Origin of the sequence: Peribacillus sedimenti (assembly GCF_046237635.1) — a bacterium.
GTDB classification, from domain to species: domain Bacteria; phylum Bacillota; class Bacilli; order Bacillales; family DSM-1321; genus Peribacillus; species Peribacillus sedimenti.
On sequence record NZ_CP143547.1, the window covers coordinates 461171 to 476117 of the forward strand.

At 43.7% G+C, this 14947-nt stretch carries 10 protein-coding genes and 1 riboswitch; of the genes, 5 read left to right on the forward strand and 5 right to left on the reverse strand.

From position 1 onward, the window contains the following. Positions 1-211: 211 nt before the first annotated feature. The gene (locus tag V1500_RS02460) at positions 212-1033 is read right to left on the reverse strand and encodes an FRG domain-containing protein (RefSeq protein WP_409304056.1); all 822 of its coding nucleotides are present in this window, start codon (positions 1031-1033) and stop codon (positions 212-214) included. A gap of 408 nt (positions 1034-1441) precedes the next feature. Further along, positions 1442-1526, forward strand: a riboswitch (cyclic di-GMP riboswitch). A gap of 117 nt (positions 1527-1643) precedes the next feature. Here V1500_RS02460 and V1500_RS02465 point away from each other — a divergent pair. Continuing rightward, positions 1644-4049, forward strand: a complete 2406-nt coding sequence (locus V1500_RS02465; RefSeq protein WP_409304057.1) for an EAL domain-containing protein — start codon at positions 1644-1646, stop codon at positions 4047-4049. A gap of 58 nt (positions 4050-4107) precedes the next feature. On the opposite strand, the gene V1500_RS02470 is transcribed toward V1500_RS02465, so the two are convergent. From V1500_RS02470 to V1500_RS02480, 3 genes are all read right to left on the reverse strand, one after another. Next, a complete protein-coding gene (locus tag V1500_RS02470) occupies positions 4108-4971 on the reverse strand; it encodes a carbohydrate ABC transporter permease (RefSeq protein WP_409304058.1) in 864 nt (287 codons plus the stop codon). Further along, entirely contained in the window at positions 4968-5993 is a 1026-nt protein-coding gene (locus V1500_RS02475; RefSeq protein ID WP_409304059.1) for a carbohydrate ABC transporter permease, read from the reverse strand. The genes V1500_RS02470 and V1500_RS02475 overlap by 4 nt, the downstream gene beginning before the upstream one ends. A 176-nt stretch (positions 5994-6169) precedes the next feature. Then, on the reverse strand, positions 6170-7480 hold the full coding sequence (locus V1500_RS02480; RefSeq protein WP_409304060.1) for an ABC transporter substrate-binding protein: 1311 nt from the start codon (positions 7478-7480) through the stop codon (positions 6170-6172). Positions 7481-7949: 469 nt separating this feature from the next. Between V1500_RS02480 and V1500_RS02485 the strand changes: the two genes are divergently transcribed. From V1500_RS02485 to V1500_RS02500, 4 genes are all read left to right on the forward strand, one after another. Further along, the gene (locus tag V1500_RS02485; RefSeq protein WP_409304061.1) at positions 7950-8867 is read left to right on the forward strand and encodes a diacylglycerol kinase; all 918 of its coding nucleotides are present in this window, start codon (positions 7950-7952) and stop codon (positions 8865-8867) included. Between the two features lie 179 nt (positions 8868-9046). Beyond that, entirely contained in the window at positions 9047-9898 is an 852-nt protein-coding gene (gene efeO / locus V1500_RS02490; protein WP_409305895.1) for an iron uptake system protein EfeO, read from the forward strand. Positions 9899-9967: 69 nt separating this feature from the next. Continuing rightward, a complete protein-coding gene (gene efeB / locus V1500_RS02495) occupies positions 9968-11197 on the forward strand; it encodes an iron uptake transporter deferrochelatase/peroxidase subunit (protein ID WP_409305896.1) in 1230 nt (409 codons plus the stop codon). Positions 11198-11269: 72 nt separating this feature from the next. After that, the gene (locus V1500_RS02500; RefSeq protein ID WP_409304062.1) at positions 11270-13036 is read left to right on the forward strand and encodes an FTR1 family protein; all 1767 of its coding nucleotides are present in this window, start codon (positions 11270-11272) and stop codon (positions 13034-13036) included. 610 nt (positions 13037-13646) lie between these two features. Here the strand turns inward: V1500_RS02500 and V1500_RS02505 are convergent. After that, positions 13647-14675 (reverse strand): hypothetical protein, encoded by a 1029-nt coding sequence (locus tag V1500_RS02505; RefSeq protein WP_409304063.1) that lies wholly within the window; start codon positions 14673-14675, stop codon positions 13647-13649. Positions 14676-14947: the final 272 nt, after the last annotated feature.

Here is a 14947-nt window from a genome sequence, read left to right on the forward strand (position 1 = left end):
TCATTTTACGGACTTACTCCGGGCAGTTCACGTTAGGGTTAAACTTACTAGTATTTCATTCCCCTGTCCCTGGCCTATCGCTGTTAATAAACCGGGACTAGAATAAAAACTCGCTCCCCTGTTGGATTTTCTATGGCAAAACCTTTCCGACCCGCCACAAAAAAGATGCCTTTGCAAAGGGACGGCATCTTCTATACTTCCATTTCTATAATTAATCTTCAAATTTCATTAATTTAATATTGGTACAATATCTTTTTAGCCAGGCACTGACACCCTGCAGGCCTGGATAAATCATTCGCTCGTTAATATTGGCCTGGTCAAGCTTATCTCTGACCTCTAACTTGAGGGAGGCGGGAATGATGATTTTTTTATAAAGATCCGGATAATGGTGGAGCCATTCATCAAGCCTTCGGACTGGATTTGTCATCACTGTGAATAGGGCATATTGGTTGACGATACGTTCCTCCATGGAGGGAGGCTCCAGGCAGATGACAAAGTCGTCATCTTCTCCCTTTTTTGCATCAAAGCATTTTAAATCGGGGCAGACGTCTTTCAGCATATCAACAGTAAAAATATGTGATTCCTCGTTGCTCAATGCTTTTTTGAAAATAGGAGGCAATAGTTGATGGACCTTGATGATGTCCAGGCACCAGATTGCCCCGTCTTCCCGATATCTGGTTATATCGGATGTCGCAAAATGCATGGCCACATAGGGAGAGAAGGACCAGTCAAGGAGGCGTGTCGGCAGGCCGTAATGCTGCGCGACGGCCAGCAGCTCCCAGTCGTTGTGTTTATCTTTTAACACGGACCGTGAATATTTATTGAAGTTACGGAGCAGGTGGGATTCCATTCCTGTGTTTTCAATTCTCATCAGGCTGGTCGCCAGTTTGAATGCTGCGCTATCGACACCCCGATAGGCAAAGGGGGAGCGATAGCGTCCATGGATGGGATGTGCCGGAAAGTTAAAGAGCTCTTGTTGAAGATCCAGCCAGCTTTCTGCCACAAGTGTGCCATTGTCCAATGACTTCACCATGCATCACCCTCTTTCGCTGTTATTTTCTATTCATGGGGTTTGGACTTTCTATAAGGATATGCATCACAATCATTATAAAGAAATAAAAAACTGGACCTTGTAGAGTTTAACTATGGCAGGAATAGAAAAAGGCTGCGCAGCGAGCAAGCCTGTATCAAAGTTTTCCCGCTGTACCCCGCCTTGAAACTTTTTTATAAAGTAAAATAAAGATTAGGAAAGAAAGGGCTTAATGTACATAACAGTTTTGGTCTTATTAGAGATTGATTTATTTGTGATAGGGATTTTTACCCTTTGATCTGACCACAACGGCTGTCTTATTGTGACAAAAGAATCAAATTGAAATAGTAAAATATAGGAATAATTATTTACACAGTTGGATGTTAATGGTAATATTTAAACAATTCATCATTACGAAAAAGGCAAACTCATCGAAAGGTGGGGACGCAAAGCCACAGGTCTAAGGTCAGATGACTACGACGGCTGGGTTACCGTTTCATTGTGCAATAGTGATATTCGGTAAAGTGGCTATCTTCATTTATGGGGATAGCCTTATTTATTGGGCAATAACGGCATAGTTTTAATGGTTTACTACTATGCAGAGGTGAAGCGCATGTTGAGAGACTATAATATTATTTTAGTAGTGTTTTCGTTTATCATTGCTTGGATGGCTTCTTTTGCTTCGTTTAATCTTACAAAAAGGGTGAGCCAGACAAAGGGTGCCTCCAGGTTCTATTGCCTTGTCAGCGGTGCGCTCTCAATGGGCCTTGGTATCTGGGCAATGCATTTTGTTGCCATGCTTGCTGCGCATCGGACTGGCCACATCACCTACAGCATTCCTCTGCTATGGGTATCATTGATCATAGGTATCGTTTGTTCCTTCCTATGCCTCATTATAGCCAGTCAGCCTCAAGTATTTTTACAGCAAATATGCCTTGGAGGATTTGTAATGGGGCTTGGGGTTATAGGGCTGCACTATACAGGAATGGAAGCGATGGAAGGAGTGGATATCACATACCGTACCCAACCTTTAGTTTTATCCGTGGCTACGGGATTTGCTTCCTCCATACTGGCGATTTATCTAAGCTTCTATTTCCGTGATAAAGTGAGTGCCGGGTGGGACAGGCAAAAAGCTGCAGGGAGCCTTGTGATGGCATTGGGAGTGGTGGCCATGCATTACCTGGGCATGTCAGCCGCTATTTTTCATGATTCATCCCTTCACAGCAATCATACATCCTCCTTGATTATCAATAATTCGTTGCTGGGCCTGTCCATAGCTATTTCGGTGATGGTGATTCTATCGCTGGTCCTTATACGAAGTATGTTTCTGGATGGAAAGTACAGTGAACAAGTGGCATTTAATATGGCCATATTGGAATCGACACCGGATTGTGTCTTTATCATAGATTCAAATGGAATCATTCTCGAAGCTAATTCTGCCGGGGAAGTAACCTTTGGGATCAAGCGGAAGAAATTGATCGGTGAACAGCTGGCCAATCTAATCCAAATTCCTGGAACGGGCGACGCTGAACAAGGCACTGGCATATTGGAATTTGATCGATACATAGGAGAAAGACTCCCTGCCAAGGGGTATTTTCAGGCTAAGGAAACTTTTCCGATAGAATTTACGATTACTAAAATTGAAGGAAAAAGCAACTATGCCGCTTATATTAGTGATGTCACGTTCCGGAAGCAGGCTGAAGAAAAAATTAACTACATGGCATACCATGATTTCCTGACTGGACTGCCAAACCGCCATTATTTTCATTCGAATCTGGCTAAAGTATTACAGCAGGCAAGTCAGTTCGATTTTTCCCTGGCCATCCTGTTTCTAGATTTAGACAGGTTTAAGGTTATTAATGATACCTTTGGGCATAGCTTTGGGGATCTCCTGCTTCAGCAGGTTGCAGAGCGGCTCTCTGCTTGTGTGGAAGGGAAAGATACTGTTTCAAGACAGGGTGGCGATGAATTTATCATATATCTGCCAGGTTTATCGCGTACACATGTATCGGAAGTGGCGAAGAGCATTCTAAAGGCCTTGTCCCAGCCGTTCAGCATAGCCCAGCAGGAGGTATATATCACACCGAGTATCGGGATCAGTATGTTCCCTGAGGATGGGGCAGATGTAGATGAACTGATCCTGAATGCGGACACGGCGATGTATCAGGCAAAGGCTGCCGGCAAGAATATGTATAAATTTTATATGAAGGAAATGAGCGAAAAGAATGCGGGCCAGGCGCTCATGGAGGCCAAGTTGAGAAGAGCCCTCGAGCATGGGGAATTCGAGCTGTATTACCAGCCAATCATAGATCTGAAAACAAATAGTTTAAAGGGGCTTGAAGCTTTAATCAGATGGAACCGTCCCGATCAAGGAGTCATATCCCCGGCTGAATTTATTCCTTTAGCTGAAGAGACTGGCCTCATCGTTCCAATTGGTGAGTGGGTGCTTTCTGAAGCGTGCCGCCAGGCGAAAAAATGGCAGGAGGAAGGATTTGAACCGATACACGTTTCGGTTAATATTTCTCCGAGGCAGTTTATGGAAAGGCGGTTTATTGGCTCAGTAAAAAAAATCATTACGGCAAGCGGTCTCGAACCCGGCTGGCTGAATCTTGAAATTACAGAAAATGTGGCTATTCATGATATCGAGAGCACTGTGAGCAAGCTGAAGGAGCTAAAAACGTTTGGGGTATTTTTGTCCCTCGATGACTTTGGTACGGGATATTCTTCGTTAAGCTACCTGAAACAGCTTCCTGTTGATTTTATCAAAATTGACAAAACCTTTGTCAGGGATCTGGGCAGCGGAACTTCAGATTCTTCCATTGTCAAAGCAATTATTTCCGTTGGCCACAGCCTTCAATTTAAGGTCGTGGCAGAAGGTGTGGAAACCGAGGAACAGAGAGAATATCTCAAGTCGAGGAATTGTGATTTTGCCCAGGGATATCTGTTCGCACGATCTCAGCCTGCTGAAGAAATTGAAACATTTCTAAACGCTTCACAGACTTCTCTGGTAGAAGCTTAGTTTTTCATATTAAAAAAGCAAAAAGCATTGGCCAGTGCAGCCAATGCTTTTTGAGCACTTATCCCTTCGTGCCGGAAGAGATATTGGATCCTTCAATAAAGAATCTTTGGAAGATAAAGAACAGAATCAGTGTAGGCAACAGAACCATGACACTCATTGCCATTAGGTAATGCCATTGAACCTGGACGCTGCCTTTGAATGTCTGCAACCCAACTTGCAGTGTATAAAGGCTTTCATCGTTGAGGTAGAGGAGCGGCCCTAAGAGATCGTTCCAGGAACCAACAAACGATAATACCGCTACTGTGACAAGGGCCGGTTTTGTCAGCGGCAGCATGATATGCCACCAGATTCGAAAATGGCTTGCCCCGTCCATGATGGCAGCTTCACTGTATTCATTCGGAATCGTGAGCATGAATTGGCGAAGCAGGAATATGAAGAATGCACTTCCCAGGAAGGCAGGCACAATTAACGGATAATACGTATTGATCCAGTGAAGCTTTGAGAACACCATATACTGCGGGATCATTGTTACAAACCCCGGTATAAGCATTGTTGAAAGAACAAGGACAAACAGTTTGTTTTTGTATTTGAAATTAATTTTGGCAAAACCATAGGCTATGAATGAATTGACGAGTACATTCCCAATGGTGACAAACACGGCTATAAGTAATGAATTTAAACCCCAGCGAGTGAATGGTCCGGTTTTCCATGCCTCAATATAGTTAGACAAGTGGAAGGACTCGGGCAGCAAGGTAGGCGGATGCTGCATGATTTCCGCCGGTGTTTTCAAAGAGGTGGACACCATCCACAAAAGGGGCATTAATAGCACAATGCTGCCCAGTATCAAAGCGGTGAGAACAATGGAGTTTTTGGCCAGCCTCCGGAATTTCATGGTTTGATAGAATTTTACCTGGTTGTTCACTTTCCGTCACCTCCATCGTAATGCACCCATTTTTTACTGAACTTCATATTAAATACTGTCAAAATCAGAATGATAATGAAAAGGAACCATGCCATGGCAGATGCATATCCCATGTTGAATACTTCAAACGCGTTATTCCACATATGCAGATTATAGAATAATAGGGAGTTTGACGGTCCGCCGTCTCCGTTTTGAGTCATGACATAGGCTTCCTGGAAAATCTGGAATGCACCAATGGTACTTGTTATGATGTCAAAGAAGATGATTGGTGTAAGCATTGGCAGCGTGATATGGAAGAACTTCTGGAATACATTTGCCCCGTCCAGGTCTGCTGCTTCATAGAGGGCGTTTGAGATACCCTGAAGCCTTGCCAAATAGAGCAGCATTCCGCCTCCGACGCTCCAAAGCTTCATAAGTATTAATGCCGGCTTTGTCCATTCTGGATCAAACAGCCAAGAAGGGCCTTCAATGCCAAACCATGCAAGTGCTGTATTTACTAAACCGCTTGCCGGGCTTAACAGCTGCATCCAAAGAAAGTAAACCGCAACACCTGAAAGTACTGCAGGCAAATAATAGATGGTCCTGAAGATTTTCATCCCAGGAATCCTTTGATGCAGGAGAACAGCTACAAATACAGCTCCGGCCGTGGTCAACGGTACAGAAAAAATGACAAAATATAAAGTGTTCCATAAGGAAGTCCAGAATAACTGGTCAACGGTAAACATATGCTTATAATTCTTGATTCCTACAAAATTCATTTGGGACGTAATATTGTAGTCTGTAAAGCTGACAAATAAAGAGAATAATAATGGACCGGCTGTCAGGAATATAAGGCCGATCAGCCAGGGAGAAATGAAAAGGTAGCCCATAAGATTTTCCTTGCGGCTCCGTTTACTTTTGGTTGTGGCGGCATTCTTTACATTGGGGGCTGCAGTGATGGTCGTCGGTTGTTGTTTTGTGGACACAGCATCGGTAAATGCTGCTTCTTGCTTTAACTCATTTTTTAACACAGTGCTTTTCATGGTCTTGCTCCTCTCTGTTTTCTAGAAAGCTGGAGCCTCCGCTGCTTCCCATTTCCCAAATATCTTTGTGTCTAGGCAAAAATGCCTAGTTTCTGTGTAAAAATAAAACTCCATTCATATAGAAGGGGCCGTTCGGTGCTATCAATCGATAACACCGACGGCCTAGTTACATATCTTTATTTCTTTGATTTCTTTACATCGTCTTCAGCTTTCTTTAAAGCCTTATCCGGAGAGATCTTGCCTTGAAGGGCTGCATCAATCTGTGGATTTACCAGACTTGGGTAATCCGGATAACTGATTGGAACCGGATGAAGCCTTGTATCTTCAAGATTTTTAACTGATTGCTGATATACTTGTTTTTCTTTGCCTGTAAGGTCATTGATGACACTGTCAGCGGCCTTGATATTCGCAACGTTGTCATAGTTTTTCATAGCCCAGTACTTCTGAGCCTTTTCGCCAGCCATGTATTCGATAAACTTGGCTGCTTCTTTAGGGTGTTTTGCACCTTTTGGCACTTCAAGGACAAATCCGCCGCCATCATTCCAGTTGCGTTCTCCTTCTTTAAATGCCGGAATCGGTGCGACACCAAAGTCCATATCTGTTTTTGAATCACGAATCTGTGTATAGAATGTTCCTACATCAGCCCAAATTGCCACTTTACCGGAAATGAATGGGTTGGTTTGGCCGCTGCCAAATTCAGCTTCAAAGGCTTGGACATTCTTTTCGCCAATCCGTTTTCTGTAGTCGGCTAACCATTTCAGAGCTTCGGTCTTTCTAGGTGTGGCAATATGCATTTCTTCTCCTTCAAAAAAGCCCTTGCCGCCGTCCGCGTTCGCCATCCAGCTTGGTGCTCCAAAACTGCCCCAGGTAGGATAGAAGCCAACTCGTTCATATTTATTTCCTTTTTTGATATCAAGCTTTTTTGCGTGTTCTTCCAACTCAGCCCATGTTCTTGGCGGTTTGTTCGGGTCTAGACCTGCTTCTTTATAAGCATCCTTGTTGTAAAATAGCAGGCGGGTGTCAGTTGTAAATGGGACTCCGTAGAATTTCCCATTATATGCGACTGAATCCCAAAGGTTAGGGTATAACTGATCTTTAATACTTTCATCAATATATTTGGATAAATCCTCAGATTGTTTGTTCTTTGCGCGGTGGTCAACTGTATTGATATCACCCACAATTACATCGGCCGGATTGCCTGCAGCTACAGATGCAAGGTTCTTCGTCCAAATATCTCCCCATGGAACGAAAGTATGTTTAACTTCGATTTCATCTTGGGAATTATTAAAGTCCTTAATCATTTTTTCAATAACAGGCCTTCTTGTTTCGGAGCCCCAGAAGCTCCAAAAATTCACAACTACTTTGCCGTCCTTTGTTTTTGTATCAGCTTCTGCCGCATTTCCGCCGCCAGTGCCGCCTGAACAGGCGGATAAAATCAAGCTGAACAGCATCATAAGCACAAGAGAAGCACGCAAGCCTTTCTTCATTTTTCTTTTACCCCCACTAAAATTATTTTGATATAAATGCACAAAGGCTATTTACCACGCTTATAGAGAAGTAAAACCTGTAATTATTATCCAAAAAACAAGGTCCATTACACTATTGGCAGTTAAAGGCTAATTAATCACGCATATGAACATAATATTTTTATATATTTGATAGGGATTTAGTCTTATTAGTGATGCTTTTTTTTCTCGTTAAATAGGTCTGTAGCACGTATTTGAAATGTATGAATTTTTGGTCATATTTTTTATTAAGTGAAAATATCTATTATGTGGCAATTATATTTGCTAATCAAAGGGGCGACAGAGTAAGATATATAGGTGATTTACAGGTACATACAATTGGAAATCCGTGCTTTGGTGCGAATACCAACAGATGGACGGGTTTGATTTTCGGACGAAAAGTGGGTAACATGAAAATATTGGATATTCTACTTAATAGGATGATGGGATAATGAAAAGAGCAAGATTGATTTACAATCCGACTTCCGGGCGGGAGGCCATCAAAAAACACCTGCCAGAGGTGCTGGAGCGGCTGGAACTGGCAGGTTATGAAGCCTCTTGCCACGCTACCACCTGTGAGGGGGATGCAACCCGGGCGGCAAGGATTGCGATTGAACGGGGTTATGAAGTCGTTATAGCAGCAGGCGGCGATGGGACGATATATGAAGTCGTGAATGGACTAGCAGATGCCGAATACAGGCCAAAGCTTGGCGTGATTCCTGTCGGGACCACCAATGATTTTGCGCGTGCGATCCATGTTCCGCGTTCAGTCGTTGCGGCAACTGATATCATTGCGGCAGGCCATACGATGCCAATTGATATTGGGAAAATGAATGATAAATACTTCATTAATATTGCGGGCGGGGGCCGCCTGACAGAATTGACATATGAAGTGCCGAGCAAGCTGAAGACCATGATTGGGCAGCTGGCCTATTATTTGAAGGGTATTGAAATGCTGCCTTCCATTAAAGCGACGGAAGTCTCCATTGAATACGATGGAAAGATTTTTGAAGGGGAAATCATGCTTTTTCTTGTGGCCAATACAAACTCGGTGGGCGGCTTCGAACGGCTCGCACCAGATGCTTCTTTAAATGACGGCATGTTTACCTTGCTTATTTTAAAGAAGACCAATCTCGCTGATTTTATAAGGGTAGCGACACTTGCCATCCGCGGTGAGCATGTGAACGACAAGAATGTGATTTATGCAAAAGCGAATCGTATCAAGGTCATGACAAAGGATAAAATGCAATTGAACCTTGATGGAGAATTCGGTGGTGTAGCTCCTGCTGAATTCGTAAATCAATATCGCCATTTTGATGTATTTGTTCCGAAGAATGAACTTCCGGATGATCCGGATAATCAGCAATGAGATAAAAACTCATAAAGCAATGGGCGGGAGCCCATTGCTTTTTTATATACAAGAGAGATGATGATGTGGGCAAGAGACTTAATTTTAAAAAATCTGTTAATTTTTAATTGAAAATGATTATCATTATTGATAAGCTAATCATATCAAATACATAACCTACACGAGGAGTCTTATAAATGATGATGAGATCACTTTTTACAGTTTTAGTATCTGCAAGTCTTCTAGCGGGGTGCGGGAGCACGAAGGATAATGAAAATGCCAGTGGGACACAAAAAGAATCGGCTACAGAAGAAAAAGCCTCGGCCGATTTAAGCAGCGTGGCAGCGGATTACAGGGAATATGCCATTGGGGAAATAGATCAGTTTGTCACATCGACAGAAGAATTTACAAATGCTGTGAAAGCAGGAGATGTAAAAAAGGCAAAGCAGCTTTATGCGCCGGCGCGCATGCATTATGAACGGGCTGAACCGATTGCCGAGGTTTTTGGCGATCTGGATCCGAAAATTGATGCACGCGAAGGAGATGTTCCAGAGGCTGAGTGGACTGGTTACCATCGTATTGAGAAGGGTCTTTGGATAGAAAACACGACAAAGGGCTACGAAAAATATGCAGATGCGTTAATGAAGGATGTCAACCTTCTTCGCGCCAAGGTGGAAACGGTCGAGGTGACTCCTGAACTATTGATAACCGGTGCAGTGGACCTGTTAAATGAAGTTTCTACTTCGAAGGTTACAGGAGAAGAAGACAGATACTCCCATACAGATCTTTATGACTTTGCTGCAAACGTAGAGGGCGCTGAAAAAATCTATCAATTATTAAGTCCGGCATTGAAGCAAAAAGATGAAGAGCTGTCCGCAGAAATACAGCAGCGATTTGATGATGTTTATAACCTGCTAAACCAGCATAAAAATGGCGATGCGTACAAATTATACACCGAATTGACCAAAGAAGAAGTCAAACAGCTAAGCCAGTCCATAGATGCACTTGCAGAGCCTTTATCTCAAATAGGAATCGTAACGGAGGGATCCTGATTGGAAAAAAATGAACCAGGCAGTACAGAGGAAGCTTCTTTTGTTACGAAAAAGGTTACACGGAGAAATATGCTGAAGACTGCTGGTGCTGCAGGGGTTGGGTTATTAATAGGAGGTTCAGGAATCGGAGGGCTCCTGACTTTGACAGATGCAAAACAAACGAAGGAACAATCGAAGAAGGACATCGTCCCTTTCTATGGCGGACATCAGGCAGGCATTACAACTCCAGCTCAGAATCATATTTACTTTGCCGCATTGGATCTCACCGCCACAGACCGTAATGAGCTGGTCAAGCTGTTTAAGGATTGGACGTCAGCAGCAGCTGCCATGACGGAAGGGAAGGCGGTCGGAGAGCTATCCTCCAATGAGTATGTTCCGCCTAAGGACACAGGAGAAGCAGCGGGATTATCGGCTGCTAATCTAACGATTACTTTCGGAGTGGGGCCAGGTTTGTTTGTGAAAAATGGAGTGGATCGATTTGGACTAAAATCCCGTAAGCCGAAAGAATTGAACGACTTGCCGTCATTTGAATTCGATGCGCTGGAAGAGCAATGGACAGGTGGAGATATTTGTATACAGGCCTGTGCTGACGATCTGCAGGTAGCTTTCCATGCAGTAAGGAACCTGGTGAGGATTGCCCGGGGCAAGGCGGTCATTCACTGGGCCCAGTCCGGTTTTCAGCGTGCGAAGCAGGCGGGATCAGAGAAGGAAACTCCGAGGAATTTGTTTGGATTCAAGGATGGATCCATCAATCCGGACGTGGCCAATCAGAAGGAAATGAATGGGCAGGTATGGGTCCAGCCGGGAGACGGCCAAGATTGGCTGGCCGGGGGAAGCTATATGGTTGTCCGTAAGATCCAGATGTTCATCGAGGTGTGGGATCGATCGACCTTACGTGAACAGGAGGCCACATTTGGCCGGCACAGGGATACAGGCGCACCTCTTGGCCAGAAGAATGAATTTGATAAAGCGGACTTCAATGCTAAGGACAAAAACGGACAGCCTGTTGTTCCTATCGACTCACATATGCGCCTCGCAAAAGGGGATGGCAAGCAGCAAATTCTGCGGCGCGGATATTCTTATGCGGATGGAATGGACCCGCAAACAGGAAGCTTCGACGCAGGGCTTTTATTTATCGGATTCCAGAGAAATCCTGAAACACAGTTCATTCCCATGCAGAAGCGTTTGGCGAGAAACGATAAATTAAATGAATATACCTCGCATAAGGGAAGTGCGATTTTCGCAATCCTTCCAGGAGTTGAAAGGAATGGTTCTATAGGGGAGACGCTTTTTTTATGAGTGGCTTCTACTAGCTTGATAGATTGGATGCGGTTAATACTAAAGACAGAATGGTGAGAAGGAGAGATGATCATGCGGTCCAAATGGTTTTCAATGGCAGGTATTCTTCTGCTTTGTTTCATTCTGACGGGATACAAGGCGGAGGCACAGGAAAGCCATGATGACCTTTTTGTGCTGATTGGCCAAAGTTTGATGAAAGTAAAAGAGGGGGACCTTTCTTCTGTTTCAAAAAATATGGCAGAATTCCAGGCGGAGTGGGATTCCGTCAGGATTAAGGGTGACAAAGACGCTGCAGCTGTCGGCGACGCCTTGCAGAAACTTCGGGATGCCCTGTCCGGGGAAAAGCCTGACCAAAAAGAGATAAAGGGACTGCTTTCTTCCTTATCATCTTCTCTTCTACAATATGAAAATGCAAACCAGCCATCAGATAAACAGAAGGATAAAGATAAGATTGCCTCCCTTTTGCCTTTGATCGACCAGCTTGAAAAGTCATTTTCGGTACAGGAATATGAACAGGCAAAGGCTCAATATTCCACACTTCTTTCTAGCTGGACAGAGGGTGAAAAAGCGGTCCGGAACAAAAGTGTAGTTTCGTATGGAGATATTGAAAGAAATATGGCTCTATTCCGCATTGCTTTGACCAAAGAACCTGTCGATCAAGAACAGGGTCAGTCGAGTCTAATCAGTCTGAAGACATCGATCAATGAATTCTTAGCCGGTAAGGAAAAGAAGAGTCCTAAAACGAGTTATACTCTTTCAGACATCACTTCGCTCCTTGAGAAAAGTGAAAATAGCATGGATAAAAACCAATACAGCCAAGCGAGCGGGGACCTAAATGAAATCCTGACGATCTGGCCAATGGTTGAGGGGGACGTCCAGACACGCAACAGCAAGTTGTACAGCGATGTCGAAACAAGGATTCCAGAAGCGATCAGCATTCTGGAATCCAAAAAGCCTGATGCGACAGAAGCGAAATCCATCGTTACAGATTTACGTGATAGGCTGACACCACTGAGTGTGAGTACCAGCTATTCTGTTTGGGATGCCATGCTGATCCTCCTTCGTGAAGGACTGGAGGCATTGCTTATTGTTGCAACATTTATTGCGTTTCTTAGGAAGGTGAATCATGGCGACAAACAGAAATGGATTTGGGCCGGTGTTGCAGCGGGGCTTGCCTTCAGTGCCATGCTTGCTGTAGGGATTAAGCTTGTATTCTCGCAATTGACGGCTGCTTCAAGCCGTGAATATATCGAGGGAATCACAGGGATAATTGCTGTAATCATGATGCTTACTGTTGGCGCGTGGCTTCATGGGAAATCCAGTATCCAGAGCTGGAACCGTTATATAAACAAGCAGATGGGAAACGCAATCGCAAAGGGCAGCCTTCTATCCTTTGCGTTCATCAGCTTCCTCTCCATTTCTAGGGAGGGCGCAGAAACGATCATATTCTATACAGGAATGGCACCATATATGAGCCTCCAGAAGCTTGCCTCCGGAATTGCGGTTGCTTTGGTGATCCTGGTTATTATAGGGTTCCTGATCATTCGCTATAGTGTGCGGATTCCAATCTCTTTATTCTTTTCGGTTGCTACTGTCCTGATTTACCTGATATCTTTTAAAATTCTGGGTGTGAGTGTTCATTCGCTTCAGGTTTCCAAGGTGATTGAAACACATACGATATCCGCTTTCCCTTTCATAGACTTGATTGGACTTTATCCGACATGGGAAACGCTTATTCCACAGCTGGCCTTGTTGGTTGTCATCCTATCCTTGACATACTGGATAAAAGGGAAAAATAAAGAACAGGCTGTACCTCACAATAAGCCTGTAATGGAGTAAAGATGAGCAGTGTTTTCAACACTGCTCATTCTAATTGTCTGCGATTTGGCCAAAGTCAGAATGATAAGTGCTTTTATATGAATGATTAAATATTCGATTCTTAGCTTTTGTTGTAAGATTGGTTTGGCAGGCAACAGGTACATATATTTAGCCAGCTTTGCAGATACGTCTACTGTAATCTAGCACTATGTTATGGTCATTATATGCTTTGAGAGACTTGCTGATCTCATCCCCCTTACTTTTTTAAGGGGAATAAATGGGATAGACTAAGTATTAATAGCTTGGTCATGGCTTAAATCGGCGGCTTTTTACTAAAAACTATGTACATATGGGAGGGGGAGGAAGTAGCATGATATTTTAATAGGTCCGCCATTTATTTATGTTCGATTTGAGGAGTTTATGCTCGAACTCCGGTATTTATGGGCGAAAAGAGCCCTAATATGCTCGAACCCTGGAATTTATGAGCGAAATGGGCCCTTTTATGCTCGAAGTCCGGAATTTATGAGTGAACACTGTTTTTATAAGCGACGGGGGCGTAGGGCCCTAATCTCTGGTTTTTCAGAAATAAAATAGGTGCACCAGGATAAGTGCACCCACGTTAAAGACTTTATTAAGGCAGCAAATCAATCTTCTCTACAACCAGACCATCCGGAGTTTTGACCAGTGCTACACTGACCTTGTCCCCGATGCTAAATTGTTGGTCGAGTTCGTCTGCTGTTACATAGGAAGATAATTTATATGTTACGGTTTCGTTGTTAACGATCACTTTCACCGTATCAGCATCTGCCAATCCTGCATATTCGCCTTCCGTAAATTCAGATAAGTCACCGGCTTCCGGGTCATAAACGACAAACAAATCTTTTATGATTTTCTCGCCTTTAGCAGTTTCTATAAAACGAATTACCACACCCGAACCTTCTATGATCTGGCTGATTTCTTTTTGCAGCTCAGGATTTCCATCACAATTGAATACTTCGATTTGCCCTTCGATATCCAGTTCAATCGAGTTTACATCTGCAAGGCCGGTTACTGTGCCAAGTGTTTCCTTAATCTCTTCCTTCTCTACCGGAGGGGCGGAGGGAGTCTTTTTAGGCACAGCCGGTGTTTTCACCTTGGCTTCTGCTGGTGGTGTCGCCTTTTTGGGAGCCTGTTTTTCAGGTTGCTGTTCGCTGGCGGCTGCAGTCTCCTTTTTATCAGGCGTTGTCTTTTCAGGTCCTGTCTGATCAGCAGGCGATGTCTTTGGGGCAGGCGCAGTTTCAGCGGCTTGTGGTTCTGCAGCAGCCTTTGGCTTCTCGGTCTCCTCAGGTGCAGAAGAAATAGGAGTGGCCACAACAGAGGTCGCAACTGCCTGTACTGGTTCCTGTGTATCTATGATGGCCTCTGAAGCTGCTGTTTTGACTTGAGGTTTTGGGTTCTCTTTTTGGGCCAAAGCTGTATGAGGCTTTTTAGGTGTGTCTTGATCGAGAGCTTTGTTATGTATAGTCATACTCTCGACCTTAGGGACGGATGCATCTGCGTGTTTTTCTTCATCATTGAATAATGTATAAGTGCTTAAAGAAACGGCAACTACAGCGGCGGACAGTATTCCTGCAACTTTCCTCTTTTTTGCGTTTTTAAGTTTTTCGAATCTTGATGACATCTTTACAACGACCCTTCCGCGTAAATTTTTCTTAATTCATTTCCATTTACCCGTTTTTATGAAAAATATTGTATTTTTTGCAAAATAAAAGTATAAATTTTTAAAAAAAGTTTATTGTTAATGTCTTAAATTAGGGATTCTTGCCTAGGAGAAGGGACAAAAGAGTATTTACAGATTGAAGAAGCGACAGGAAGGCGGCAGTATATAGGAACAGGTTTTTAGAGGGTGTATGATCACGCTGATTCTTTCACAGGCATAATGGGCTGGAGGGA

Bases quoted from the DNA above. Each gene is read 5' to 3' on its own strand.
- V1500_RS02460 (WP_409304056.1), bottom strand. From the start codon at position 1,033: ATGGTGAAGTCATTGGACAATGGCACACTTGTGGCAGAAAGCTGGCTG.
- V1500_RS02465 (WP_409304057.1), top strand. From the start codon at position 1,644: ATGTTGAGAGACTATAATATTATTTTAGTAGTGTTTTCGTTTATCATT.
- V1500_RS02475 (WP_409304059.1), bottom strand. From the start codon at position 5,993: ATGAAAAGCACTGTGTTAAAAAATGAGTTAAAGCAAGAAGCAGCATTT.
- V1500_RS02480 (WP_409304060.1), bottom strand. From the start codon at position 7,480: ATGAAGAAAGGCTTGCGTGCTTCTCTTGTGCTTATGATGCTGTTCAGC.
- V1500_RS02485 (WP_409304061.1), top strand. From the start codon at position 7,950: ATGAAAAGAGCAAGATTGATTTACAATCCGACTTCCGGGCGGGAGGCC.
- efeO (WP_409305895.1), top strand. From the start codon at position 9,047: ATGATGAGATCACTTTTTACAGTTTTAGTATCTGCAAGTCTTCTAGCG.
- efeB (WP_409305896.1), top strand. From the start codon at position 9,968: ATGCTGAAGACTGCTGGTGCTGCAGGGGTTGGGTTATTAATAGGAGGT.
- V1500_RS02500 (WP_409304062.1), top strand. From the start codon at position 11,270: ATGCGGTCCAAATGGTTTTCAATGGCAGGTATTCTTCTGCTTTGTTTC.
- V1500_RS02505 (WP_409304063.1), bottom strand. From the start codon at position 14,675: ATGTCATCAAGATTCGAAAAACTTAAAAACGCAAAAAAGAGGAAAGTT.